This window comes from Wolbachia endosymbiont (group B) of Xylocampa areola (assembly GCF_964028205.1).
Lineage (GTDB): Bacteria > Pseudomonadota > Alphaproteobacteria > Rickettsiales > Anaplasmataceae > Wolbachia.
On sequence record NZ_OZ034771.1, the window covers coordinates 720,784 to 745,640 of the forward strand.

At 34.1% G+C, this 24,857-nt stretch carries 24 protein-coding genes, 1 pseudogene and 1 riboswitch; of the genes and pseudogenes, 16 read left to right on the forward strand and 9 right to left on the reverse strand.

From position 1 onward, the window contains the following. Window positions 1-61: 61 nt before the first annotated feature. From fabG to ABWU35_RS03555, 4 genes are all read right to left on the reverse strand, one after another. The gene (gene fabG / locus ABWU35_RS03540; RefSeq protein ID WP_007302563.1) at window positions 62-796 is read right to left on the reverse strand and encodes a 3-oxoacyl-[acyl-carrier-protein] reductase; all 735 of its coding nucleotides are present in this window, start codon (window positions 794-796) and stop codon (window positions 62-64) included. A 473-nt stretch (window positions 797-1,269) separates the two neighbouring features. Continuing rightward, on the reverse strand, window positions 1,270-1,626 hold the full coding sequence (locus tag ABWU35_RS03545; RefSeq protein WP_007301972.1) for a transposase: 357 nt from the start codon (window positions 1,624-1,626) through the stop codon (window positions 1,270-1,272). Further along, window positions 1,586-1,768 (reverse strand): hypothetical protein, encoded by a 183-nt coding sequence (locus ABWU35_RS03550; protein ID WP_038227351.1) that lies wholly within the window; start codon window positions 1,766-1,768, stop codon window positions 1,586-1,588. The genes ABWU35_RS03545 and ABWU35_RS03550 overlap by 41 nt, the downstream gene beginning before the upstream one ends. Next, window positions 1,734-2,210: a transposase gene (locus ABWU35_RS03555; protein ID WP_019236989.1), complete on the reverse strand. Its 477-nt coding sequence runs from the start codon at window positions 2,208-2,210 to the stop codon at window positions 1,734-1,736. Before ABWU35_RS03555 ends, ABWU35_RS03550 begins: the two co-directional genes overlap by 35 nt. A gap of 137 nt (window positions 2,211-2,347) precedes the next feature. On the opposite strand from ABWU35_RS03555, the gene ABWU35_RS03560 reads away from it, so the two are divergent. The 5 genes from ABWU35_RS03560 to ABWU35_RS03580 all read left to right on the forward strand — a co-directional run bounded on the left by ABWU35_RS03560 (window position 2,348) and on the right by ABWU35_RS03580 (window position 9,110). Beyond that, window positions 2,348-2,479, forward strand: a complete 132-nt coding sequence (locus tag ABWU35_RS03560; protein ID WP_007302564.1) for a hypothetical protein — start codon at window positions 2,348-2,350, stop codon at window positions 2,477-2,479. A gap of 65 nt (window positions 2,480-2,544) precedes the next feature. Next, window positions 2,545-5,199 carry a pyruvate, phosphate dikinase gene (gene ppdK, locus ABWU35_RS03565; RefSeq protein WP_007302565.1) on the forward strand — a complete coding sequence of 885 codons (2,655 nt, stop codon included), beginning with the start codon at window positions 2,545-2,547 and terminating at the stop codon, window positions 5,197-5,199. Window positions 5,200-5,387: 188 nt separating this feature from the next. Next, entirely contained in the window at window positions 5,388-6,758 is a 1,371-nt protein-coding gene (locus ABWU35_RS03570; RefSeq protein WP_353275858.1) for a hypothetical protein, read from the forward strand. 209 nt (window positions 6,759-6,967) lie between these two features. Continuing rightward, the gene (locus ABWU35_RS03575) at window positions 6,968-8,050 is read left to right on the forward strand and encodes an efflux RND transporter periplasmic adaptor subunit (protein ID WP_213863928.1); all 1,083 of its coding nucleotides are present in this window, start codon (window positions 6,968-6,970) and stop codon (window positions 8,048-8,050) included. A gap of 148 nt (window positions 8,051-8,198) precedes the next feature. Continuing rightward, complete coding sequence (locus ABWU35_RS03580; protein ID WP_231834404.1) at window positions 8,199-9,110, forward strand: hypothetical protein; 912 nt, start codon at window positions 8,199-8,201, stop codon at window positions 9,108-9,110. 57 nt (window positions 9,111-9,167) lie between these two features. On the opposite strand, the gene grxD is transcribed toward ABWU35_RS03580, so the two are convergent. Next, entirely contained in the window at window positions 9,168-9,485 is a 318-nt protein-coding gene (gene grxD, locus ABWU35_RS03585) for a Grx4 family monothiol glutaredoxin (RefSeq protein ID WP_007302570.1), read from the reverse strand. A gap of 16 nt (window positions 9,486-9,501) precedes the next feature. Then, window positions 9,502-9,720, reverse strand: a complete 219-nt coding sequence (locus ABWU35_RS03590) for a BolA/IbaG family iron-sulfur metabolism protein (protein ID WP_007302571.1) — start codon at window positions 9,718-9,720, stop codon at window positions 9,502-9,504. Window positions 9,721-9,839: 119 nt separating this feature from the next. Here ABWU35_RS03590 and ABWU35_RS03595 point away from each other — a divergent pair, with 119 nt between their 5' ends. Continuing rightward, complete coding sequence (locus tag ABWU35_RS03595) at window positions 9,840-10,754, forward strand: P44/Msp2 family outer membrane protein (RefSeq protein WP_019236934.1); 915 nt, start codon at window positions 9,840-9,842, stop codon at window positions 10,752-10,754. Window positions 10,755-10,764: 10 nt separating this feature from the next. Here ABWU35_RS03595 and ABWU35_RS03600 read toward each other — a convergent pair whose 3' ends face one another. Then, on the reverse strand, window positions 10,765-12,087 hold the full coding sequence (locus tag ABWU35_RS03600) for a malic enzyme-like NAD(P)-binding protein (RefSeq protein ID WP_007302575.1): 1,323 nt from the start codon (window positions 12,085-12,087) through the stop codon (window positions 10,765-10,767). A gap of 121 nt (window positions 12,088-12,208) precedes the next feature. On the opposite strand from ABWU35_RS03600, the gene pgsA reads away from it, so the two are divergent. The 8 genes and pseudogenes from pgsA (at window position 12,209) to ABWU35_RS03640 (ending at window position 18,302) form a co-directional block, all read left to right on the forward strand. Beyond that, entirely contained in the window at window positions 12,209-12,751 is a 543-nt protein-coding gene (gene pgsA / locus ABWU35_RS03605; protein WP_006012406.1) for a CDP-diacylglycerol--glycerol-3-phosphate 3-phosphatidyltransferase, read from the forward strand. Between the two features lie 99 nt (window positions 12,752-12,850). Then, entirely contained in the window at window positions 12,851-13,807 is a 957-nt protein-coding gene (locus ABWU35_RS03610) for a hypothetical protein (RefSeq protein WP_007302576.1), read from the forward strand. A 67-nt stretch (window positions 13,808-13,874) separates the two neighbouring features. Continuing rightward, entirely contained in the window at window positions 13,875-14,561 is a 687-nt protein-coding gene (bamD, locus tag ABWU35_RS03615; RefSeq protein WP_007302577.1) for an outer membrane protein assembly factor BamD, read from the forward strand. Window positions 14,562-14,568: 7 nt separating this feature from the next. Next, window positions 14,569-15,309, forward strand: coding sequence for a YebC/PmpR family DNA-binding transcriptional regulator (locus ABWU35_RS03620; RefSeq protein ID WP_019236937.1), 741 nt, complete (start codon window positions 14,569-14,571; stop codon window positions 15,307-15,309). After that, window positions 15,306-16,345: pseudogene (locus ABWU35_RS03625) on the forward strand (M23 family metallopeptidase). Before ABWU35_RS03620 ends, ABWU35_RS03625 begins: the two are co-directional and overlap by 4 nt. Continuing rightward, window positions 16,329-17,198, forward strand: coding sequence for an SPFH domain-containing protein (locus tag ABWU35_RS03630; RefSeq protein WP_019236939.1), 870 nt, complete (start codon window positions 16,329-16,331; stop codon window positions 17,196-17,198). Before ABWU35_RS03625 ends, ABWU35_RS03630 begins: the two are co-directional and overlap by 17 nt. A 76-nt stretch (window positions 17,199-17,274) precedes the next feature. Next, window positions 17,275-17,377: riboswitch (TPP riboswitch) on the forward strand. Next, window positions 17,366-17,650, forward strand: coding sequence for a SemiSWEET family sugar transporter (locus ABWU35_RS03635; RefSeq protein WP_026097271.1), 285 nt, complete (start codon window positions 17,366-17,368; stop codon window positions 17,648-17,650). It overlaps the preceding riboswitch by 12 nt. Next, the gene (locus ABWU35_RS03640) at window positions 17,622-18,302 is read left to right on the forward strand and encodes a thiamine diphosphokinase (protein ID WP_213863930.1); all 681 of its coding nucleotides are present in this window, start codon (window positions 17,622-17,624) and stop codon (window positions 18,300-18,302) included. The genes ABWU35_RS03635 and ABWU35_RS03640 overlap by 29 nt, the downstream gene beginning before the upstream one ends. 544 nt (window positions 18,303-18,846) lie before the next feature. Here the strand turns inward: ABWU35_RS03640 and ABWU35_RS03645 are convergent. Both ABWU35_RS03645 and ABWU35_RS03650 read right to left on the reverse strand, forming a co-directional pair. Further along, window positions 18,847-20,823 (reverse strand): ankyrin repeat domain-containing protein, encoded by a 1,977-nt coding sequence (locus ABWU35_RS03645; RefSeq protein WP_264685494.1) that lies wholly within the window; start codon window positions 20,821-20,823, stop codon window positions 18,847-18,849. Window positions 20,824-20,901: 78 nt separating this feature from the next. Then, window positions 20,902-22,050: a Bcr/CflA family efflux MFS transporter gene (locus tag ABWU35_RS03650; RefSeq protein ID WP_213863931.1), complete on the reverse strand. Its 1,149-nt coding sequence runs from the start codon at window positions 22,048-22,050 to the stop codon at window positions 20,902-20,904. A gap of 149 nt (window positions 22,051-22,199) precedes the next feature. On the opposite strand from ABWU35_RS03650, the gene ubiE reads away from it, so the two are divergent. Next, window positions 22,200-22,898, forward strand: a complete 699-nt coding sequence (gene ubiE, locus ABWU35_RS03655; RefSeq protein WP_006012444.1) for a bifunctional demethylmenaquinone methyltransferase/2-methoxy-6-polyprenyl-1,4-benzoquinol methylase UbiE — start codon at window positions 22,200-22,202, stop codon at window positions 22,896-22,898. 159 nt (window positions 22,899-23,057) lie between these two features. Then, on the forward strand, window positions 23,058-24,755 hold the full coding sequence (locus ABWU35_RS03660) for an ABC transporter ATP-binding protein (RefSeq protein ID WP_019236942.1): 1,698 nt from the start codon (window positions 23,058-23,060) through the stop codon (window positions 24,753-24,755). The last annotated feature ends 102 nt before the right edge of the window (window positions 24,756-24,857 follow it).

Genomic DNA, 24,857 nt, shown 5'->3' on the forward strand with positions numbered 1-24,857 from the left:
TAAATTTATATATATACTTATTGTAAAGTAAAACTTATAATTTGTCCATAAATAAGTGTTGCTACATAAATAGCCCACCATTGATGTTAAGCACATGTCCCGTTATATATTTTGCCTCATCGCTTGCTAAAAACAATACTCCTGCTGCTATTTCTTTTCCTGTTCCCATTCTTTTCATTGGGATGTTATCTAATATTTTTTCCTTTTGTCCTTCATTTAAAACTTCAGTCATTTTAGTATCTATAAATCCAGGAGCAATGCAATTTACTGTTACACCGCGACTTGCAACTTCTTTTGCTATAGATTTGCTCATAGCTATTATTCCAGCTTTTGATGCTGCATAATTTACTTGCCCGGCATTTCCTGTCAATCCTACTATTGAAGAAATATTTATGATTCTTCCCCAATTATTTTTAATTAATTTCTTGCATGCTTCTCTATTTAGCTTAAATGTGGAGGTCAAATTAATATCAATCACCTTTTGCCATGCTTCATCTGTCATTCTCAACAATAAGCTGTCTTGTGTAATTCCTGCATTGCATATGAGTCCATCAAAGCCTTTCATCAACTCACTTGCTTTATTTATTAGTTGATTTACCTCTTCAGGATTTGATAAGTTGCAAGGAAGTACGTGAATGTTTTTTTCATATTTTTTAGCAACTTCTTCGAGTATTTCTTTTTTTGTACTAGAAATACATAAAGTTGCTCTGGCCTTATGCATAATTTCTACAATTGCCTGGCCTATTCCGCCTGATGCACCAGTAATCAGAAATTTCTTATTCTCTAATCCAAACATAATAATTTTTATTTGTTCCAGCTCTTAACAGAATATTAAAAGACTTGCAATAGATTTTTTGCATAACTTTCATTTAATAGAAGCTTCTTGATAAATCTTGTGTTTATTGGCGAAATTATGGCGGCTGCATGCCTTTTTTTATTTTTTTCTATTCAGCCTAAACACGCTTCGTTTAAGCGTTAGCACATTATCAATTACAGTAATAAAATCAGCACCATGTGGATTCTTTTGCCTTTTTTTGATTGGTAAATTTCTTAACACTTATAGCTAAAGTAATTTAAGAGAGCCAGCGCGTGACTAGTTCTTATTACTTGATCAGTCTTCTGGATCCCAGTGTCTGGGCACTGGGATGACAGGAGTGTGAGATAAGGCTACATTCATACTCTAACAGGTATGACGGTGTCATTCCAGCACTTGACACTGGGATGGCTTTGTTGCACAGCTCTTCGGATAGTGGGTAATGTATAATAAATTCATGAAGCTATATCAAACTTAGCCATGCCTATTTCAGTAAATTTGTTAAGCAAATAACACTTGAGTAGCAGTTCCTTCTCACGATTAATCTCAGATTTATTCCTAAAACTAAATCCAAATATTTGCTTCAGTCGCGAGAAAAAACTTTCTATATAAGATCTCTTCCAATAATTTATCTCTTTTTTCCACCTCTTCATACCATCTTCATCATATGACTTTATGAGCTTGATTGTAGAATTTCTCTCATTCATATAATCCAACTTTGGATGCTCTACTGCATTATTTTGCGGAGGAATCCTTGTCTTTATGTCAAGCTCATCGCACAGTTTGTATAACTTCTTTCGATCTATCTGCATATATCGTGCTTATGTTATACTTGGTATCCACTCTTTCAATAAGATCACAGGCTCCATAGTGGTCGGAATAAACTCCACTACTGTATTTTGCAGCTATAACTTTTTTACTACCTATCTCTAGCATTACATCTTGTTTGCTCATAGCGGCGATACTTTCTATCTGTACCATTTGCCTTACTATGGCCTGGAATATTATTGTAGATGCTGATACCTGTACTATCTATAGCAATTTCAATATCTTCCATATCGTTCTTATCAACTCTGCAGTCGTTGATTTTGATATTAAGCTTTTTAAACCTTCTTGAAGCCTGCGAATAGCTGATAATTTGCAAAATTTTCCCTATTTGCTCAAGATATTTCTCTATAAATCCCACTGTTTGCCTAAGACCAATCCTGAATAGATAGGTTATTATGTGAATTAGAATCACTACTTTGTCGCTGTAGACATTGTTGCCACCTGCTACTTTTGGACTATTTTCGTACCAATTTTCAATGGCATCGTTGATATAATGAAAAACATTTCCCCTTTCTTGAAGAAATTTGTTATATTCATTGCAGTTACTGACTTTCATTCTTATTGGCATATTTTTCCTTTGTCGGCTAAATATCTATTTTATAACAAATTCCATCAGTAACTGCCTGTTCTTTCCTTGAGTGGTGCAACAAAGCCTGCTGGAATCCAGAAGTCTTTACTATAAATAAGCATATTGAGCACAAAATTATGCTAAAACACAACGTTTTTGTTGAGATTATGGACGAACTGGATTCCAGCGTCATGCGCTGGAATGACATCATAGAGGTCATTGAGATGACAGAAAAGAGTACTGGAATGAAAGGAAAAGAGGCTATTTAATTGTGCTGAATTTTACAAAATTTATTACTCCTGCCTGACAAATTTATTAGAATAGTATGTATAGTATGTTTATTAGTGAAAATCCGAAAAAAATGCAAGAAAAGTTAATATATTACTTTAGCCAAAGCAACTGTGAAGGTAATGCAGCAATGAGAAATCTACTAGGAGGGAAGGGAGCAAATCTGGCAGAGATGTGTAACATTGGCATTCCTGTTCCACCTGGTTTTACAATTTCCACTGCTGTTTGTCAGGCCTATTGTCAAGATAATGAATTGTCTTGTGATCTACGTAACGAGATAAAAAACTACATGGCGATGCTCGAAAGTGACATCGGTTGTAAATTCGGGGATTCAAATAATCCTTTATTAGTTTCCATACGCTCTGGTAGTGTGAATTCAATGCCGGGCATGCTCGATACAGTCCTAAATGTTGGCCTAAATGATGCAACCGTTGTTGGGCTTGCAAAAAAAAGTGGCGAACGTTTTGCCTATGATAGCTACTGTCGTTTCATCATGATGTACTCGAGTGTTGTACTACAGCTTGACCATCACTTATTTCAAGACATTGTTGATAGTGAACAGCAAAAAAGTGGAGCAAAAAGCTTAGCTGATCTTAATGTTGATGTTTTAAAGAAAATTGTTAATGATTTTAAAGAGATAGTATGTGAAAAAACTGGAAAGCATTTCCCGCAGAACGTTGAAGAGCAATTGTTAAACTCGGTTAATGCAGTATTTGCCTCTTGGAAAAACGATAGGGCTGTTTCCTATAGAAGAATACATAATATTCCTGAAAACCTTGGAACTGCAGTTAATGTACAAGCAATGGTTTTTGGTAATCTGAATGATAATTCAGCAACTGGTGTGATATTTACAAGGAATCCTTCAACTGGAGAAAAAAAGCTTTTTGGTGAGTTTTTAGTTAATGCTCAGGGTGAGGATGTGGTTTCTGGTGTTTATACTCCTATGCCAATTGACGGGGAGCAAGAAAGTACCATGGAGAAGTTGCTACCAAGTGTCTACCGAGAATTATGCGCGGTATGTGAAAAACTTGAAAGGCATAATAAGGACATGCAGGATATCGAATTTACTGTACAGGACGGTAAGTTATGGATTTTGCAGACCAGGTCTGGCAAGCGCACAGCCGAAGCTGCTATTCGCATAATAGTTGATATGGTAGAAGAAGGAGCGATTACAAAAGAGGAAGGAATATTGAGAATTGATCCAAAAACTTTTGACAATTTATTGCATCCAGTTCTTGATGTTAAAATCGATCAAGAAGTAATAGGCAAAGGACTGCCAGCTTCTCCAGGTGTTGCTTCTGGATATGTAGTATTCAGTGCAAGTGATGCTGAAAAAGCTGCAGAGCAGGGTAAAAAAGTAATTTTGGTAAGATCAGAGACGAGCCCTGAAGATATTAATGGAATGAATGCTGCAAGTGGAATAGTAACAGCGCGAGGAGGTATGACCTCGCATGCCGCTGTTGTAACTCGTGGAATGGGTAAACCATGCATTTGTAGTCTAAATGGACTTTATATTGATAAAGATGAAAAATTTCTTTCTATGGGGGATATAAAAGTAAATAAAGGTGAATCAATCACCATCAATGGAGGAACAGGAGAGGTTATGCTTGGTATTCTTCCTACAATTTTGCCTGAATTATCTCAAGAATTCAAAACGATAATTAACTGGGTAGATGAAATCAAAACAGTGAAGGTGAGAGCGAATGCTGATACTCCAAAAGATGCAAAAATTGCAAAAGAATTCGGTTCAGAAGGTATAGGATTATGTCGCACAGAACATATGTTTTTTGCTAGTGATAGAATCGAATTCATTCAAAAGTTGATAATAGCTGATGATGAAAATGAAAGGACAAATGCATTAAATAAACTCGAAGAAATGCAAAAGTCTGATTTCAAAGAAATATTTTCTATTATGGAGGGCAGGGAGGTTACTATACGTTTACTTGATCCACCTCTACATGAGTTTTTGCCCCACAATCAATCTATTATAGAGAAAATTGCCAAATCACTGAATAAGTCAGTTGAATCAGTAAAAAATAAAATAGCACAGTTATCAGAAAAAAATCCAATGCTTGGCCATCGAGGTTGTAGACTTGCTATTTCTCATCCTGAAATATATGGCATGCAAATTAGGGCAATACTCAGTGCTGCAAGTGAATTAAGGAAAGAAAAGAAGATAGAAGTGAAACCTGAAATCATGATTCCTTTTATCATGAGTGAGAAAGAGTTTATTCTGATATGCGAGTTAATAAAGAAAGAAGCCGAAAATTTCGATGTGAACTATTCAATTGGAACGATGATAGAACTGCCAAGAGCAGCACTTATTGCTGACAAACTCGCAAAACACGCAGAATTTTTTAGTTTTGGCACTAATGATTTAACACAAACAACTATGGGACTTTCACGAGATGATTCAGTTAATTTCCTCGATTCTTATAAGGAAAGCAACATATTCAAAAACGATCCCTTTGAGGTGCTAGATGTCGAAGGGGTAGGGGAATTAATCAGAATAGCTATCGAAAGGGGCAAAAAAACCAGAAAAGAAATTAAACTTGGTATATGTGGAGAGCATGGAGCGAATCCACAGTCCATAGAGTTTTTCATCAAATCAGGGGTTGATTATGTGTCATGCTCGCCTTATAGAGTACTGGTTGCAAAATTAGTGGCAGCACAGCTTAGCATAAGTTTGTTGGGTAAATAGCGATAACTAACTGTGCGAACATAGATTCGGCTAACAAGTAGCGGAATGATGATTTTTCAAATTGTCGATAAATCTAAGTCAGTTTAGCTATTTTGCTGCTGCTTTTTCTTTTCTTAATATCTTAAGAAAGATTGACTTTTTGTCTAAAATAATAAATATAGGATAAAATAATAGTGAGTGAGGTAAAAATGTCAATATCAAAAGAACGTAAGGAATATTTACTAGAAAAGTTTAAATATGCTGCCAAAGAATTTGGCAAGTCTGGTACAAAGTCCAATCATCTAGCAGTACCAAAGGAACAGCAACTCTCTATTGATTTAGGTAATAGAAAAGTTTTTGGTATCATAAATAAGATTCTGTATTGGATAGAGAATAATTTTACTTATTTTTTTCCACGATATAATTTGTTTCCAGAAGTTGGAGTTGAAGGAAGAAAAATTCCTGGAACTAATAAAAGGGTTAAGTATTTTAACTCTGATGAACAATTTGATCAAAGAAAATTTATTGGCGAGCAAGATGGGGAACTTAAGTTATACAACTTAGAGGGCAAATTATATGATACAACTGATAAAATTAGTAAGGGTAAAAAAGGTTGTGTAGCTTATGTTATCACGCTTGATGGAAAATTAGTAACTCATGAACATATTAATGTTAACAAAAGCGAATGGGCTTATCGTCATTCAACTCTTGCAGGCGGTAAGCCGATTTTATGTTCTGGTTTAATGAAAGTGGTAAATGGTAAAATAACTTATATAGACAATAATAGCGGGCATTATAAACCAGAATCAGCAAACTTATACAATGCAGTGAAAAAGTTAGAAGGTCTATTTTCGAAAGATGCGAAAGTTGTTTGCTTACCATATTGGATTAGCTTGAAAAAACAAATTCCGCTTATACGCAAAATTAATCTAGCCAAACGAGAGCCAGTAGAGGAATTCTTGAAAAGGATGGAGAAAAAAGGGAAAGATGGATTGACTCAATATAAAAGACATTTTGAAAAGATAAAGAAATTTAATGAGCAATATGAACAAAAATTCCTTCTTGCAAACTATAAGTCACCTACAAATGAACTGTCCTACAAACCAACTATACATAAAAAACACAGATTGAAATACTCTGAATATATTAACTTACACCTTAATTTTTTGAAAGAGTTTGATGAAAGTCCTGAAGTGCAAAAAATAGCAATAGAACATTCAATAAGAAGGGTTATTGGAGCAAATTATGGCCATAAGCCTACAGTTGCGCTTGCTAAGGCACAGGTAATAGATAAAGATGGAAAGCTGCAAGAAACGGACGAAATAGTAGGTATAAATGTTGCTTTTCACCATGAGAATGATCGTGATGGCTTTGCTAAACTTCTAGATTTTAAAAAGTATAGCTATATTTGCGAACCTCATTTGCAAGATAAAAAAAATAGAGCAGATATGGAAAAATTAATGCCCAATAAACATGCAGTTTTTATGAGTACAGACCAGGCTAATAAATTTATAAAGGGCACTTTACAAATTAAAATTGATAGTGTTGAGCAATTGGGTGTTGGTTTAGTGATGGGCTAAAGCTCTGTTTAAATATATATTTAGTTTTGTTACAATATTCTTATTTTCATCATATAATATGATGGAAATTTTATGCACAACTTTTTTATTTGATTAAAAATTGCATTTTTGCAATAAAAACTTATTTATTGTAAGAAAACTTGCTCATATAAAACTATTTATAGAGTGACAATAGCTGTGTTATACTTACACTTCTGATTCGAAAATTTATGCAGTTATTTCTAACAAGATTGGTCAATAAATTTTACTGTTTAAGGATGAGAAACAAAGTAATCATCGTTTCCGGTATTGCTCTTATTCTACTGTTTTTTATCAACAGTACATTTTTAAAAAAAGATCAGGCGGTTCATAGTGATAATCCAATTAGTAGTTTTTCATTAAAAACTCAGGATTATACTCCACAAAATCGCACTGTATATTTAAATTTTTCTGGTACGGTAAATCCCTTGCATAGGGTCAGCCTTGTCTCAAGAACAAGTGGTCAAGTTATTGCTATTTATTTGTCTGATGGTGAAAAAGTAAAAAGAGGCGATGTAATTTTAAAGATAGAAGATTATGACAGAGTTGAGCAAGTTGAAAAAGCCAAAGCTTTATTAAATCAGCGTGAAATTGAGTATGATTCCTCTCGAAAATTGAATACAAAAGGGTATGGAGCACAGATAAGAGTGGAATCAGCTTTTACTGCATTGCAGAGTGCAAAAGCTGACCTAAAAAGGCTAGAGTTGGATTTAGAAAATACTGCGATTAAATCCCCTATTGATGGTTATGTAGATAAGATCAACGTAAATGAAGGGGATTTTGTTAATCTTGGACATAAGATAACTGACATAGTTAATTTTGATCAGGTTCTTGTGGTGTTATATGTTTCAGAAAATGAAGTAAATAAAATAAAGCTAGGTAGCACAGCGCAAATTAATTTGCTAGACGGAAGGGAATTAGTAGGTGAAGTGAGTTTTATTAGTAAAATTGCTGAGCCTAAAACTGGATCTTATAGAGTGGAGGTAAAGGTAACTGATAATGAGATTATATCTTTGCAAGGACTGACTGCTAGTGTAAGCCTCCCTTCAGGTGAAAGATTTGCATATAAAATTCCTTCTTCGGCCTTAAGCTTAAATGACGATGGTATTCTTGGAATAAAGATTGTTGATGATAATAATTATGTAGTATTTACAGCAATAGAAATTGTTGATTATGAAGACGATGGAGTTTGGGTAGTCGCAAATAATGAAAGTAAGCCTATAAAGTTAATAACATTGGGTCATCTATTTGTTAAGCCTGGTGATAAGGTTTAGCTTGTATATACACTTTTAGTAAAAATCAGATAAAATTCCGTGTTAGCAATAATTATAAAAATACTTACTAATATACTTATCTAAGTATTGACAATTATTAACAAGAAAGCTAGTTGTATAAATGTTTTATAAAAAAAGAGTGTATTATATGCCACGTATTAGTGAAGAAAAGTATAAGCGTTATCGTGAGTTGAATAACCTTGACTTAAATAAAAAGTTAAAAGAAGCTATAAATGAGCTAGATTATAATAAGATAAGGAGTATTATTTTTGACAATGAATTGGAGTCAATTGACGATGAAATATATGGTGCATTATTTTTGAATAAATATCCTAGATTTCCCGAGTTTTTACTTATGCTAGGAGACAGTAGTTCAAGTGATGTAGTTAACTTTTTTATACAACATGTTCCAAGTAAATTTTTGTGTGGAGAAGGCCCTAGAAATAGTTTGGGTAATATTCCATGCATAGAATTTATCTTTAGTTACAGACAAGACGCAATACCTACTCTATTAGAGGCTGTTTCAAAATCAGACAGAGACGATACTATCGTATTTGGAAAAGGTTTAGTTTCTAGTGTAAAGAAGAGAATAGAAAACATTGAGAGTAATGGGAGTCCTTATTATAGAAATGAATCTTGTGCAGCATATTCTTGTTCTGATAATCCACAAGATTACTACGATGCAAAAGAGGCTATTGAAGAATATTGCACACAAAATGTTAATGGTGATTACGAAATCGTTCCAGACTATCTTTTTACTATAAAAGATCAACCTCGAGAGCTAAAGCGATTGTTTATAGATATTGCTGCTGCCATAAGAAGTGATAGCCTTGATAAAGTGCAAAGTGGTCTGAAAGCAATTGAAGCAAGTGTTCCTAAAGCTGATCTGCGCATTATTGATAAAATCAGTACGTCATTAAGTTCTCTAATAAAAAAGGCTAAACAAAATGTAAATATGGCACGCGCTATTAGTGATGTACAGGCAAATATTACTTGGCCTGGTACATTTCTTAAAGAGAATGTCTTATGTACAAATAGTGTACAAAAGTCAAAAAACTAAAGTTTTTAATCAGGCTAGGTGTGAGGCACGCCTATTTTTTTCTTGCTTATTTCCTTACTAAACAATCTGTTTTTCTTTCAATAAACTCTGTAATTCACCTTTTTCATACATCTCGCGGATTATGTCACAGCCACCAATAAACTCTCCCTTTATATATATTTGTGGAATTGTTGGCCAATCAGAAAAACTTTTTATGGACTGACGTATTTCATCATTCTCAAGTACGTTGATGCATTTAAACTTTACATTCAAATTTTTGAGAATTGATACGACGAGCCCAGAGAATCCGCATTGAGGAAAGTCAGAGGTGCCTTTCATATACAGCACTACATCGTTTTCTGCTATGTCTTTTTTTATTTGTTCAAAGTTGTTCATAAATATCACCTTAATTTTAAGCTCCAGTTTCTAGTTGCAATGCATGTATAGACTGACCTTCAAGAGCCTTATATACCATTCTATGTTGTTCTATTTTTGTCCTTCCAGAAAAACACTGGGAAGTTATTTTTAAATGGTAGTGATCATCATCTCCAGCAAGATCCTTAATCTTTATATCGGCACCAGGGAATGACTGTTTGATAATTTTCTCTAATTCATGAACTGCAACAACCATTGATTCACTTTAAATTACAATACTCTTATTCTAAATCTAAAACAACTGAGCGCAATAAAAAATTGCTACATAAAAAATAGAAGTATGTTAGCATAAAAGTGAAATTATGTGAGGTTTATATGGCGAATAAAAGATTTAAATTTACATACCTACTAACTTTGCTCACTTTTTCATTTAGGTGCTTATCTTATGATAGTGAAATAAATAATTTAAAGAATTTTTATATTCAAGCTAACTATTTTGGAGCATTTTTCAATGCAATAGGTTCTCTAAAAGGAAAAGAAGATGCAGGTGAAAATGTAACGGAAGGTGTTTTTAGCTTTAATGAGGAGGAGAGGATTGAGGCTGGATATAGTCCTAAATACGTTCCAGGACTTGCAGGTGGTGCTTCAATAGGATATGTATTCAAAAATATGAGAGTTGATCTTGAAGTTCTATATTCTCAGACTAACTTAGATGATGAAGATTACTCAGATAAAGGAAAAGCAAGATATATTGAACTTCGTCGTAATGATGATGTTTCTGTTGGAACAGAACGTAAATCACCTTGGAGAAGTGGAAAAGTTGATATTGAAATTCAAGAAAAGCCGCCTAATGTTCAAGTAAAGTTCAAAGCTGCATTTAAGATGAAAAATGAAGGTTTTAATAATTTGGCTGGAATGATCAATGTGTATAATGATTTTAACGTCGGAGAAATGCTCTGCATTCCATATTTTGGAGTTGGTGCAGGTGTAACTAAGGTTAAATTTTTAGGAAAAACCAGATATGCTTTGGCTTACCAAGCAAAGCTTGGTGTTAATTATCCACTTACAACAAACACTCAAGCGTTTGCTGGTTTACGCTATTTTGGTATTCTTGGTAACGAATTTAAAGGTATTCTGCCAGTAGCAAAGATACTAGCTGGCGAAAAATATATTCCTGCTGGTAAAAGCAATGAAGTTGATGAAACTGCACGTATGCAATCAACAACTACAACAATTACCAATAGGTTTGGCATATATGGCTTAGAGTTTGGATTGGTTTATCGCTTTTAAATTTATCCAATTACGTATGTGAAGACAATAAATTGAGCGTGCTGAGAGCCTTAGCGAGGCGAGATTTTAATTGACTTGCATACTCATTCCAGTCCTCTATTTCCTTTCTTGCCACACCTGAGGTAACGGCAGCTTTTGCAACAGCAGGAGATACCATAGAAATTAATCTTGGATCAAATGGAGTAGGTATTATATATTCACGTCCATAGCTCATTTTACGACCGCCATAGGCTGCAGATATCTCATTTGGCACTGGCTCACGGGCAAGCTTCGCTATTGCATCTGCAGCTGCAATTTTCATTTCTTCATTTATTGTCGTTGCATGTACATCAAGTGCTCCTCTGAATATATAAGGAAACCCCATTACGTTATTGACTTGGTTGTTATAGTCTGACCTACCAGTTGCAATTATTGCATCTGGCCTTACAGACTTTGCAAACTCAGGCCTTATTTCTGGATCAGGATTAGCAAGAGCAAAAATGATCGGGTCTTTACCCATGCTTTTTAACATCTCTTCGCTGAGCACATCCTTTGCAGAGAGTCCGATGAATACATCAGCGCCTTTTATGGCATCAAGTAGAGAACGTTCTTTAGTGTCAATTGCATATTTTTCCTTCCACTTATTCATGTCCTCTTTTCTGTCTTTGTGTATTACTCCTTGTTTGTCACATAGCACTATGTTCTTAGCGCCCATGGACTTTAGTATTTCCAAACACGCAATACCAGCTGCTCCAGAACCATTCATGATGATCTTGACATTCTCTAATTTCTTTTCAGCAATATCGAGGGCATTTTCTATACCAGCTGCAACAACTACTGCAGTGCCATGTTGATCATCGTGGAACACCGGAATATCCATCAACTCATTTAGACGTTTCTCTATTATAAAACAATCAGGAGATCTTATATCTTCTAGATTTATTCCCCCCCAACTTGGACCAAGATACCTTACTGCATTGATGAAATCTTCTATATCTTCTGTGTCAACTTCTATATCAATTGCATCAATGTCAGCAAAACGCTTAAATAAAACAGCTTTGCCTTCCATGACGGGTTTTGAAGCAAGAGGACCGATATTGCCAAGTCCCAGCACTGCGGTGCCATTTGAAATGACAGCCACATAATTGCTTTTTGCCGTGTAATCATAAACAGCTTTAGGATTTTTAGCTATTGCAAGGCATGGGGCTGCAACACCAGGGGAATAAGCAAGTGATAGGTCATGCTGTGTGGATAAGGGTTTTGTTGGTATAACTGATACCTTACCAGGTTTACCACTTTTATTATGGTACTTAAGTGCTTCTTGTTTTGTGGTGTTATCTAAATCATTATTCATGCTTTGAGCTTATTGTTAGTAATTTCCTAAGTATATGGGGTTTTTATGAATGTTCAACTATTAGCTTGTGAACTCTATTGTACTTCTGTATAAATTTATCTACTACGTAGGGTGATGTGACATGCTTAAGAAAAACGTGCCTAATTTGCTAACAATTTCTCGTGCGCTCGCAATACCGGCAATAATATCAAGCTTTTATATAGAGAGTAAGTATGCAAGTCTAATAACAATATTGATCTTTATGTTTGCGTGCATTACAGATTTTTTTGATGGTTATTTAGCGCGTGCATGGAAAGTCCAATCGAATTTTGGCAAATTATTTGATCCAATTGCCGACAAGTTAGTAGTAGCTTCAACAATAATCATGCTAGTTTATAAGCATAAGATAGATGATATTACAATTATACCGTCAGTTATAATTGTTTGTAGGGAGATATTAGTTTCAGGCTTGCGGGAGTTCTTGATAGCTACAAACGTTAGTTTACCTGTGAGTAAGGCTGGGAAAATTAAAACATTTTTGCAGATGGTTGCTATAGTAGCGTTAATAATGAGTGATTATGAAGCAACTAAATATATAGGTGTGGTTTGCTTATGGGCTGCGGCTGTTATGACTATGTGGTCAGGCTATAATTACGTTCTAGCTGGCATCAAACAGATTGACTAAATTGCTTAAGAGTATACAAAGAAAGTTAATAATTTCATAATATTGACTTAGTAATTAAAATCCTATATAATGTATTAGTTCATAAGTTGGTCTGTTCATATGACTAGTATTACAGGCACTAAGTTTTTTTTAAAAAGATCCAAAGGTAAAAAAGGTGCTAAAATGGAAGATTTTTTCTGGGATTTTTGGCCAACAGTTGATGAAGAAGTCAGAAAAGAAAGAGAGGAAGAAAAAAGCAAAAAGCTCGAACAAGAACTATTAACACTAAAAAAAAGAGAGCTACATAGGAAATGTGTATCATTGGTAACAATGGTTCCATTTGCATTATTGATGGCAATTGAGCTCGAAAAAACATGTAGCGATCAGGTATTACTTGGCCTTATAAGCAGCTCATTAGGCCATACTATATTACCTTTCACAGTCTTATCCCTTATTTGCACGCTATATTTAATTTATAATAATAGAAAAATAGCACAAAAAGAACGAGAATTGGAGAATATTGAAAGTGGGAAAACAGTAGAAAAAGAAAAGAGAGACCTTCCTTGTACCGTTGATGATTACTTTAACTATGCTGATGCTGCTTTAGTTACATTAGTTATTGTGGCTAGCATAGTAGGTGAAGCATTGGAGCAAGGAATAATAGGAGACGTAGCTTTTTCAATTTCTAGTCTATTTTACTTTGTAGCGAGTGCTACTTTCTGCTATCGCGAGTACAAGAAAAGTAAAAAATATGAAGTAGAAAAAGAGCAAGACTTTGATGAGAAGTTTGAAAAAAAGACAAGCAATATGTCTTCAGCTAAGTTAATGCTCGCTGGTTCTTCTTTATTACTAATCAGGAAAATAATATTGATTTCTGGAGTAGCATTAGCATCATCTGCTGTTGGGCCTGCTTTAGGTCTGGTAGGTATTGCTCTTTTGATGGTAGGAAGTGGATTGATCACACATTCTTATAGTAGAAAGCTAGAGAACGTAGAAGTGAGTGGAAAGGGTGTTGCAATAGGTGGTGGTGCGAGCAATATAGGTAATGGTGGCCAAGAGACGCTTTTCGTTCGATGATAATGCCAAAAATTTGTTTATTTAGGTAATATTTAGTCTATACTTTATTTTGATCAAAAAAAATCTTATGTATAAGACTTTAATCATATGCTTTTTTCTTCTGACTTGCCCCTTCACGCAGTTATATGCGAATGATCTTGAACACACTGAAACTGAACTATATGAGGAGGCAGTTAAGCTTTATGATCAGAAAAAATATAAGCAAGCTATTAGAGCATTTCAAAAGATAGAGGATTTGTATCCTTTATCTTATTGGGCAATGAAAGCAAAATTATTATCTGGAGTTTCTTACTATAATATGGGTAACTACAGCAGTGCTGCAAGTGATATGGATGATTATATATACGTTTATCCAAATGGTGAAGATTTGCCATATGTATATTACTTAAGAGTATTATCTTATTACATGCAAATTAATAAAGTGCAGCTTGGGCAACAAATTGCATATAAAACTTTAGAGCTAGCTACTGAATATATTAATCTTTTTCCGAATAGCGAATATATAGAAGAGATCAAAGAAAAAGAAAAATTAATCACAGAACATATATCAAAAAAAGAGTATTCTATTGGTGAATTTTACCTAAAGCGTGGTGAATATTTAGCAGCAATTAAGCGTTTTCAAGATATGATAAGCAATAAAGATTCTAAATATTCTTCTAGAGTTATTAGTTATTTAATAACAGCTCACTTAGCTCTTGGCCTTGACTTAGAAGCTGAGCAGTATGAAAATATGTTAGTAGAAGGGGTGAATTAGTTTTCTTATGGCTGGTCATTCACAGTTTTCAAATATAAAACATCGAAAAGGTGCTCAGGATGCAAAGCGCTCGCAAAAATTTACGAAGCTCATTAGGGAAATAACAGTTGCTGCAAAACAAGGGCTAACTGATCCCGAGCTTAATCCACGTCTTCGCTCTGCTATCTTTTCTGCGCGAAAGGAAAATCTACCAAAAGATAAAATAGAAACAGCAATAAAAAATGCAGCTGGTAACGTTGCTGGAGAAAGTTATGAAGAAATACAATATGAAGGCTGCGGACCTTCTGGTGCTGCACTTATTGTCCATGCTCTGACAAATAATCGCAACCGAACTGCTTCTGAGATACGTTATATCTTTTCTCGCAAAGGCGGTAATTTGGGAGAAACAGGATGTGTGAGTTACCTTTTCGATCATGTAGGCTTAATTGTCTATAAAGCAGAGGGTATAAATTTTGAAGATTTATTTAACTATGGAATTGAATTAGAAGTATTGAATGTTGAGGAAAATAACAAGGAAGAATTATATGTTATAACTTGTGAAGTGAAAGATTTTGGTAGAGTGCGTGATGCTTTCTATACAAAATTTGGAGAACCAGAACTTGCTCGTCTTTCATGGCAACCAAAGGACCTGATTGAAGTTAGCGACAAAGAATTAATTGATAAATTATCTATATTAGTTGAAGAGCTAGAAGATAATGATGATGTGCAGTATGTTGAAGGTAATTTTATTTTTGCTGATAAACTATGAGGCTGGTAATACTTCCACTGCTTTGTATTTTACCAGCATATGCAACTGAAACATTTGCGCAGAAATACTATTGTCATTCCAGTGCCCAGACACTGGAAATTGATTGTAAACAGCACGCTATACAACATTTTCGATTAAAAAACTGTTCAAGCACTGGAATAACAGAAAGCAACCTAAACCACTTTCCAGCGTTACTTCAGCACGGGATCAGAAAAAAAAAGCTGCTTTGGTGACAGAAAGTGATAGAAAGTTGTTATTCATATCCAGTGACATAAAATCCTCTTTTTTTGACGCAGAAGGTTTGGCGCCAAATACAGTAATGAGATTAATCGACATATATAAAGGTTATGGTGTAGATTTTAAAAAAGACATTGTGCCCAAAAGCAAGTTGGAAGTTCTGTGTGAGAGTGATCAGAAGGCTGAAGAAAAAATTTTATATACTTCACTAACAACAAGCAATAAAGCTATAAGTTTATATTATTATGAGTCACAAAACGGCAAAGAAGAGTATTTTAATAAAGAGGGGATAAGCTTAAAGAGTTTCGTAAGTCCTTTAAACGGAGATTTTCGTATATCCTCGAATTTTGGTAATAGAAAGCATCCCATTCATGGTAAAATTGCTTTTCATAAAGGAGTAGATTATGCAGCTAAACTTGGCACTCCTATACACGCCACTGCAGAAGGTGTAATAGAATATATAGGAAAGAATGGTGGCTATGGGAATTACATCAAAATAAAGCACAACAATAAATATTCAACTTGTTACGCACATATAAGCAAATTTAGTAGCGATGTAAAGTTAGGCTCTAAAGTAAAGCAGGGACAAATCATTGCTTATGTTGGCAGCACTGGTGTTGCAACAGGACCTCATTTACATTATGAAGTTATATATAATGGTAAACATATTGATCCGCTTACGATAGCTCATGGCAATGAGATAAAGTTGCCTGATTGTGAATTAAGAGAGTTTAAATTATTTGTAAGTAAGGTAGATGAAATAATCAGCAGAGAGGGTGCAAGTGAAAAAGCAATCTGATGAAGACAGTACAGATAAAAATACAATAAATGATAGAAATCTAAGTAAAATTCGGGCTTTTCCTGTACTAATAGCGCTAGGGTTAATTTTATTGGTACTTTTTGTGTATGACAGCACAATTGCACTTGGAGTTGCTGCTGTTTCAATATTGACTTTTTCTCAAGGATTTTTCGTTAATGATCCTAATGAAGCAAGAGTGATAGAGTTTTTTGGTCATTATATTGGAACTTATTTTAAGTCTGGAATATGCGTAACGCTTCCGTTTTCGAGTAAATATAGAGTTTCTTTGAAATTTCAGAATATCAATACAGAAAAAATTAAAGTTAATGATGCTAATGGAAGTCCGATAGAGATTTCAGTAGTAATTGTTTGGAGAGTGAGCAGTCCTGCGAAGGCATATTATAATGTTAATAATTATCATGATTTTGTTTTTGTGCAAAGTGACTCGGTAATTAGAGAACTGGCAAGTAATTATCCGTATGATAGCGAAAACGATGAAGAATCTTTGCGTAAAAACTCTGACAAAATTTCAAATGAATTGCGGTCAATGCTACAACAAAGATTGAATATTGCTGGAATTGAAATTGCAGAAGCAAGAATATCGCATTTGGCCTATTCATCTGAGATTGCACAAGCAATGCTGAGGCGTCAACAAGCACATGCCATCACCTCTGCAAGAAAGCATATAGTGCAAAATGCAATAGGAATTATCGAAGAAGTAATAGCCCATTTTGAAAAAAATAAAAGCTTACAATTGGATGGAAAACAAAAGGTTCAATTGATAAACAATTTGCTAGTTGCTCTGATCTCTGAGCAGGATGCACAGCCGACTATTAGTTTGGATAATAATTAGCATAGAAGCCGATTGGGTTTCATGAATGCAAGTCACTGTTAATTTCTTGATTAATAGACTAAATGATGTTATAAATTACACGCATTAGGGGTGCTCTAAAAAAGCTGAGAGTACATAAAGTACAACCCTTTGAACCTGATCTTGTTAAAACAAACGTAGGAAAATGTATGTATATAAATATTGAAGAATGCTTTGGCTTCATCGCGTTCATTACATCTCTCATTGGGTTATTGCCTCAAGTATATAGAGCATATATCACAAAACTTACTCGTGACGTATCGATGCTAATGTTGGTGAATTATCTTATTTTTTCATCATCTTGGCTTATTTACGGTATTTGTCAGGGTTTAACTTTTATGATACTCAGTAATATTGCTGGATTAGTGATCAGTATAATATCAATTGTTCAAAAATGTTACTACGATGCAAAAACTGCACGAAGCGTTTTATAACCATATGCTACATTGTAGCGTGGAGCAAGAATATCGTTCTATTGTAGTACTAAATGGAGAAATACCTGATTCATCGTTTTTTAAACAAGATATACCTGTTATTGCTGTAGATGGAGGAGCAAACAAGCTTCTATCAATTGGCGTAAAACCTGATCTTGTAATAGGAGATTTGGATAGTATAAATCCGAATTTACGTGCTAACTTAAATACAGTATATCTACCTGATCAAGATTATTGCGACTTTTCTAAAGCAATGGCTCACTTAAAAACAGTAAAGTTATTGCCATCAATAGTAACGGGTATTACTGGAGGAGCAATTGATCATATACTACAAAATATCAACATTTTTTCAAGTACAGATAGTATCTTTTATATGCCTTCGCCTTCCATGGTGGGGTACGCCTTACAAAAAGGTATTAGCTATTTTTCCTCTTTGCTAAAAAATACTAAAATATCCTTACTTGGTATACCGAAAGCTCAAATATCAACTAAAGGATTACAATGGGAACTATGCCATAGTAACCTTGCTTTTCCAGGAAAGAATTCTTGCTTTAATCGAAGTCTAGGCAATGAGTTATCTATAGAAATACACAGCGGCGTGTGTTTAGCAATGATATATTTAGAAGCAGTAAATGATGATGGTGTGTATTGAGTTAAAACATTAAGAAAAAAAAAGTAGAAAAACCGTGTTAACACTAATTCTAAAAACTACAGGCGCCTGTTGTTAGCTAAAGTAAAGGTCAAATATCTGGAATTCTGGACATAAAATCCTCCTGTATAAAAAAGATTCAGAATGTACACACAACAGATGTAGCTGAATTTTTATTGAAAAATTGGTTAAAAGGTCTGCAGACCAAGATAAATTTTGAGCTCTCTAAATATCTCTACCATCATTATAATGGCATCTTGAGTATGCGGAAGCAATTTTTTCATTAAAATAAAAAATTTTATTCTACAGCTTAAAAAGGAGTTTGCTAATTTTCACACTGAATCGGATTTCACTACTCAAACCTAGAAACTTTAATGTATCAAGGTATCTGTTCAGGGGAATGTTCAAGTCAGTGCTCCCTTTCTTGTCATTCCAGTGCTTGACACTGGAATCCATTATACTCCGTAAATTTAACTGGGTGCCAGTGTCAGCTACTTTCATGACATCAACTGATTTTCCTTTGAATGCCAGTTATGCAAGAAATCTATTATATAATATTATTGTCACCCTCTTGATAGTTTGTTAGCTCCTCTCCTCCTGAGTTACTTGGTGCAATTATTTGATCATATTCAGTTGATGGTTCATCAGATCCAAACAACCATGAAAAAAAGCCACCAAAAAATGATGCAATTAAAGAAAAGGGCTTCATAATTATATTAAGCAAATTATCGAAAAAAGAGCTCGGTTGCTCTTCATTTGTCGATACTCTATTTTGTGTAGGTTCTGCATAAGGAAGATGTCCATTATCAGCAGCTTCAATTTTTACATCACTTTCTTCTTCTGCACTGATCTCCTGTGATTCTTCCTCTTGTTCTTGTAAACTTAGTTGGGCATTACCTTCTTGCTCAGCATCTTCCTCTTGACCTACTTCATTATCTTTTGATGCTATACTGTCATCAATTTTTTTGGGGGGTTTTAGTAATAGAGTTTTTATTTCTTCTGTGCTAGCTAAATCTAAAGGAGTCTTTCCATATTTATCTTGTGCATTAACATTTGCTTCTGCGTTTATTAGAGCTTCTACTATCTCTTTTCTATCATAGTTTGCAGCCCAATGTAAAGGAGTCCTCTCATCCTTATCTACTGCGTTAACATTTACTTCTGCGTTTATTAGAGCTTTTACTATCTCTTTTCTACCATATCCTGCAGCCCAATGTAAAGGAGTCCTCTCATCCTTATCTACTGCATTAACATTTGCCTTCATTCCTATTAGAATATCGACCATCTTTTCACGGCTCCACGATACATTAGGCAATGTATTCCAGTTGTTTTTTTCAATTACCAGGTGTAAAGGAGTCTTTCCATCTATATTTTGTAAATTAACATTGATACTTTCTACTTTCAGTAGATCGTCCAATTCAGGTATCTCCATCGCTTTCTTTTTTAAAAAAAAATGCAAAGGAGTCTCTTTATTTTTATCTGTTAGATTAACATTGATGCCTTTTTTGTTCAGTAGAGTATAGAATTTATCTGTATCTATATCTAGGTCTATTTTTTGAAGAATTAAATGTAAAGGGGTTTCTCCTGCATTATTTTGTGCATTAACGTCTGCTCCTTTATCAAGTAGAAATTTTACTATCTTTTCTGTATCTTTATATCTACTTTTAGCAGCAAAATGTAAAGGGGTACTTAGATCATCACTTTGTGCATCAACCTTTGCTCCTTTGCTGAGTAGAAATTCTACTACGTCTTTATGTCCATATTTAGCAGCAAAATGTAAAGGGGTGCTTAGATCATCACTTTGTGCATCAACCTTTGCTCCTTTACTGAATAGAAATTCTACTACACCTTTATGTCCATTTTGAGCAGCCAAATGTAGAGGAGTCTCTTCAAATTCATTTTTTGCATCAATTTTTGCTCCTTTGCTGAGTAGAAATTCCACTACGTCTTTATGTCCATTTTGAGCAGATAAGTGTAGAGGGGTCTCTTCAAATTCATTTTCTGCGTTAACCTGTACTTTTTCTTCTCTATTTAACAGATTTTCTACATCATCAATATTACCGCTTTTAGCAGCTTCAAGCAATTTGTCATTGGCATCTTTTATGCTTTGTAATAGATTTTTTATTTCTTCTGTCTTAGCTAAATCTAAAGGAGTCTGTCCTTTATCATTTTTTGTATTAACATTTGCTTCTTTCTTTAATAGGTCTTCTACTACTTTCAAGTCGCCAAGTCTGGCAGCCAGATGTAGAGAAACCTTACAATGCTCAGCTTTTACTTCTTCGTATTTATTTAACACGTGGCGTTCTCGAGAAGAGTCATAAGCAATAAAATCTGCTCCATTATCTAATAGAACTTTTGCTATATAAGAATGATTATTTTTAACAGCCCAATATAGAGAATTACCTTGAGATCCATCATATGCATTAACATCAGCTTCTTCAATTATTAGGCGCTTTGCTTCATTAAGATCACCTCTTTTAGCAGCATCAAGTAAAGCAGCATCTATATTTCTGATTGAATAATTCATTTAACACTTCTCTATAAAATTGCATTACTATAGTAAGGTAATTAATAATTCATGAAATCTGGGTTGTAGAAATAATGATTATCCTTCGTGTTTTTCAGTATATTTAAGTAAACTATATATAAGAATTGCAATTATAGAACATACAACTGTTAATAGTAAATTTGGTAAAATGCCATAAGAAAAGAATTTTCCTACTATGTATATTCCAACAGCCCCAAACATCATATTGCAAAATGAGAGAACTGCACTACCAAGCCCTATACTTTTGACCGTTTCTAAAGCAGAAGTTACGTTATTGCTGATTACGAGTGCAAGCCCGATATTGCTCGGAATCCAAGTAACTTGAAGAATAAGTACACTTAACTTGTTTGTGAGATAAAAATATACCAATAAACCATCCGATATCATCGGTAATACCAAACCTATTATTAACATCTTGCTCACTCCTATTTTTGGTACGTACCTTCTATTAATTAAAGTTCCAATTATGTAAAATATAACTATGATTGATATGAGATAGCCAAAATATTGTACTTCAACGCCCATTGATTCAAATATGAACGGGTAGTTAGCAATGTATGCCCAAAGCCACATGAAAGTTAATCCATGAATGGCTGAAAACCCAAGGAAACGATAATTCTTAAATATTAATATATACTGCTTGAAGATATTAATACTGGCTTTACTTTTATTTACGGTCAGCGTTTCTTGTAGCTTCAAGTAAATAAAAATGAGCATAATAATTGCGGCAAGTGATATGATAAAAAACAAAAATTTCCAACTATAACCATGTGAAATTATATAACTGCCTACCACTGGAGCTATTCCAGGTGAAAGTGCTACTACCATATTTAACTTTGAGATTACTCTTGAGTATTCACTACCTGAGTACATATCCCTGATTGCTGCATATCCGACAACGCCTGCAACACCAGCTCCTGCTCCTTGTATAAAACGGATTAATATTAAAAGTATAATATTGTCAGCTATGCAACATACAATACTTGCCAAAGTAAAAATTGCCATGCCAATCAGCATTATTAGGCGCCTACCATAATAGTCTGACAGTGGCCCATAAATTAATCCAGATATTGCAACTCCTACTAAATTTAAACTGATCGTAAGCTGCGCTATATTACCTTTCACCTTAAAATAGTTGGCAATACTTGGCAATGCAACTGAGTATAAGTCTGTTGCCATATCAACAACTGCTACAGATAATATCATAATAAGAGAGATGATATTTTGTGAAAAAGCTGTCGACACTAATGATTTACTGGATTAAATATGTTTAATTGTAGTATATTTTTCTCATTAGTATATTAATTTAACTGCTAAAGTTTAAAATAATTATGTAAGCAATCTCTATATAAAATATGGATAAATCACAACTAGTTAAAGAGGTTTTCGATTCTGTAGCAAATTGCTACGACATCATGAATGATATAATGAGTCTTGGAATGCACAGGCTATGGAAAGAGAAGATGGTAAGTAGTGTGCATTTTAAAAAGAACTCCAAGGTTTTGGATATTGCTGGAGGAACCGGAGATATAGCTATAAGAATAGCAAGAGGTGAACCAAGTGCTCAAGTTACAGTATGTGATATAAATCAAAACATGCTGGACAAAGGGCGTGATAAAGCAATAAATTCAAATCAGCTAAATTTCAATTGGGTATGTGCAAATGCAGAGAGCTTACCATTTGAAGATTCTGAATTTGATTATTATACAGTAGCTTTTGGTATTCGAAACTTTTCTGACCGTAAAAAGGCTTTAAGTGAAGCATATAGGGTATTGAAGCAAAATGGACAATTTGTCTGCTTGGAATTTGCCCCTATGCATTATCAAAATGAGATATTCACCAAATTTTATGACTTATACTCATTTAAAGTAATTCCTAAAATTGGCAGCATAGTTGCTAAAGATAAGGGTTCTTATGAATATCTAGTAAAAAGCATAAGAGAATTTCCAACTCAGACTAACTTTAAAATGGAAATTGAAGAGGTAGGCTTTAAGAATGTTGAGTTCCACAATATGAGTTATGGAATAGTAGCATTACATATTGGAACAAAATAAACTCTGGTCTATTCAGTAGTTTTTTTGCTAACTTTCTGTAATTTCGCAGCGTTTTTCCTTCAGAAGCTAAAGTTTCTTGAACGTATTGTTCTAAGGAAGTACACTGTAGACTAATGCTGTAACTTTTTCCTGAAGCTAAATACTTAACTTTAAAATAAAATGCAATCTAACATTAAGCAGTTATTTTACTATATAAAACCTAGTTTACATTATTTTACCGTAGCGTTTATTGCAGTTCTATTTTCAGCTTTAACGATTCTTCTTTTTGGTAGGGGCTTAAGCAACATAATTGATTCTGGCGCAGAGCATAATTTTACTACTAATCTATTAGTTGCAATACTGATAGTTTTAGGCATCTCTCTCACTGCATTTATTCGGTTATATTTCATTGGCATTGGAAGCGAAAAAGTTATCGCAAGAATCAGATATGACTTATATAGCAGTATTACTGATTTACAACCAAGTTTCTTTGAGAATACAGGTGTGCAAGATGTTATCTCAGCACTCATTACTGATACCTCTGCATTGCAATCGATAATAAACAGCAGCTTATTGACAATATTGAGGAATTTTGTGGTACTAACTGGTAGTGTTGCAATGCTGTTGTATACAAATCTACATCTAACCGCATATGCAGCTGCAATAATACCTATACTGCTCATTGTCATGACTTCACTTGGGAAAAAAGTACGCAATTATGCACGCTTTGCTCAGGATAAATTAAGTGAGCTTGCATCATTTAGTGAGGAAAATTTTAGATCTATAGTAACTATCAAATCGTTTGTACTCGAAGAAAATGAAAAAATTCGTTTTCAGAAACATCTAAACTCAGTATCAAAATCATACGTAAAATTAGTACTCTTGCGTGCTATTTTAGTAACTCTAGTTATCACGTGTGTGATAGGTTCGCTAGTTGTTTTGCTTTTTTTGGGAATAAAAGAAGTCTTAAGTAATAATATGACCATTGGAGAACTCTCCTCATTTGTGTTTTATTCAGCACTTGCTGCAGGGGCTGTAAACAATCTAAGCGATAACATCAGTGATTTGCAACGAGGTCTTGGAATTGTAGAGCGTTTATTTGAATTTATGAACATGAAAAGCTCTATATTAGATAATGATAATCCTATAAGGATCAATAGTGTTCAAAAAGGAATTTCGTTTAACGATGTAACATTTTTTTATGCTGATAAGCCAGCATTAAATAACGTATCATTTTCTATAGAGGCAGGTCAAGCAGTATCAATTGTTGGACCATCTGGCAGTGGTAAAAGCACCATTTTAAAGCTTCTCCTCCGTTTTCACGATCCAAGTGAAGGCAGTATTACTATCGATGGACAGAATATTAAGACAATTGCGCTAAATGATCTAAGATCGCTGTTTGGCTTAGTACCACAAGATCACATGATATTTTCTTGCTCAATAATGGAAAATATACTATACGGCAAACCGGGTGCTGAATATGAGGAAGTCAGGCGAGCTGCTATCAGCGCTTATGCGATGGAATTTATTGATAAGCTGCCGGATAAATTTGATACATTTGTAGGAAAAAGAGGACTAAAGCTTTCCGAAGGACAAAAGCAACGTATTATAATAGCAAGAGCAATACTGAAAAATCCTCAGGTTTTAATACTGGATGAAGCAACCTCTGCCCTTGATTATAAAAGTGAGAACCTCGTGCAAAAAGCACTGAGCAAATTAATGCAAAACAGAACAACAATTATAATCACACACAGACTATCAACCGCACTCAAAACTGACAAGATTATAGTGATCAATCATGGAAGAGTAGAGGAAGTAGGAACTCATGACTCTCTAATGAGTAAAGATGGGCTGTATGCAAAATTGGTGAAGATATAGTAGAAGTTGAAAGAAAATTTGAGTCATACTTGTTGGTTGTTATGCTGAATTTAGTATCTAAATTATTATTTTATTAATTATTTTAGCTTATAATAATATCAT

Excerpts from the sequence above, each read along its gene's own strand:
- fabG (WP_007302563.1), bottom strand. The coding sequence starts at position 796 with ATGTTTGGATTAGAGAATAAGAAATTTCTGATTACTGGTGCATCAGGC.
- ABWU35_RS03545 (WP_007301972.1), bottom strand. The coding sequence starts at position 1,626 with ATGCAGATAGATCGAAAGAAGTTATACAAACTGTGCGATGAGCTTGAC.
- ABWU35_RS03550 (WP_038227351.1), bottom strand. The coding sequence starts at position 1,768 with ATGAGCAAACAAGATGTAATGCTAGAGATAGGTAGTAAAAAAGTTATA.
- ABWU35_RS03555 (WP_019236989.1), bottom strand. The coding sequence starts at position 2,210 with ATGCCAATAAGAATGAAAGTCAGTAACTGCAATGAATATAACAAATTT.
- ABWU35_RS03560 (WP_007302564.1), top strand. The coding sequence starts at position 2,348 with ATGCTAAAACACAACGTTTTTGTTGAGATTATGGACGAACTGGATTCC.
- ppdK (WP_007302565.1), top strand. The coding sequence starts at position 2,545 with ATGTTTATTAGTGAAAATCCGAAAAAAATGCAAGAAAAGTTAATATAT.
- ABWU35_RS03570 (WP_353275858.1), top strand. The coding sequence starts at position 5,388 with ATGTCAATATCAAAAGAACGTAAGGAATATTTACTAGAAAAGTTTAAA.
- ABWU35_RS03575 (WP_213863928.1), top strand. The coding sequence starts at position 6,968 with ATGCAGTTATTTCTAACAAGATTGGTCAATAAATTTTACTGTTTAAGG.
- ABWU35_RS03580 (WP_231834404.1), top strand. The coding sequence starts at position 8,199 with ATGCCACGTATTAGTGAAGAAAAGTATAAGCGTTATCGTGAGTTGAAT.
- grxD (WP_007302570.1), bottom strand. The coding sequence starts at position 9,485 with ATGAACAACTTTGAACAAATAAAAAAAGACATAGCAGAAAACGATGTA.
- ABWU35_RS03590 (WP_007302571.1), bottom strand. The coding sequence starts at position 9,720 with ATGGTTGTTGCAGTTCATGAATTAGAGAAAATTATCAAACAGTCATTC.
- ABWU35_RS03595 (WP_019236934.1), top strand. The coding sequence starts at position 9,840 with ATGGCGAATAAAAGATTTAAATTTACATACCTACTAACTTTGCTCACT.
- ABWU35_RS03600 (WP_007302575.1), bottom strand. The coding sequence starts at position 12,087 with ATGAATAATGATTTAGATAACACCACAAAACAAGAAGCACTTAAGTAC.
- pgsA (WP_006012406.1), top strand. The coding sequence starts at position 12,209 with ATGCTTAAGAAAAACGTGCCTAATTTGCTAACAATTTCTCGTGCGCTC.
- ABWU35_RS03610 (WP_007302576.1), top strand. The coding sequence starts at position 12,851 with ATGACTAGTATTACAGGCACTAAGTTTTTTTTAAAAAGATCCAAAGGT.
- bamD (WP_007302577.1), top strand. The coding sequence starts at position 13,875 with ATGTATAAGACTTTAATCATATGCTTTTTTCTTCTGACTTGCCCCTTC.
- ABWU35_RS03620 (WP_019236937.1), top strand. The coding sequence starts at position 14,569 with ATGGCTGGTCATTCACAGTTTTCAAATATAAAACATCGAAAAGGTGCT.
- ABWU35_RS03635 (WP_026097271.1), top strand. The coding sequence starts at position 17,366 with ATGTATATAAATATTGAAGAATGCTTTGGCTTCATCGCGTTCATTACA.
- ABWU35_RS03640 (WP_213863930.1), top strand. The coding sequence starts at position 17,622 with ATGCAAAAACTGCACGAAGCGTTTTATAACCATATGCTACATTGTAGC.
- ABWU35_RS03645 (WP_264685494.1), bottom strand. The coding sequence starts at position 20,823 with ATGAATTATTCAATCAGAAATATAGATGCTGCTTTACTTGATGCTGCT.
- ABWU35_RS03650 (WP_213863931.1), bottom strand. The coding sequence starts at position 22,050 with ATGATATTATCTGTAGCAGTTGTTGATATGGCAACAGACTTATACTCA.
- ubiE (WP_006012444.1), top strand. The coding sequence starts at position 22,200 with ATGGATAAATCACAACTAGTTAAAGAGGTTTTCGATTCTGTAGCAAAT.
- ABWU35_RS03660 (WP_019236942.1), top strand. The coding sequence starts at position 23,058 with ATGCAATCTAACATTAAGCAGTTATTTTACTATATAAAACCTAGTTTA.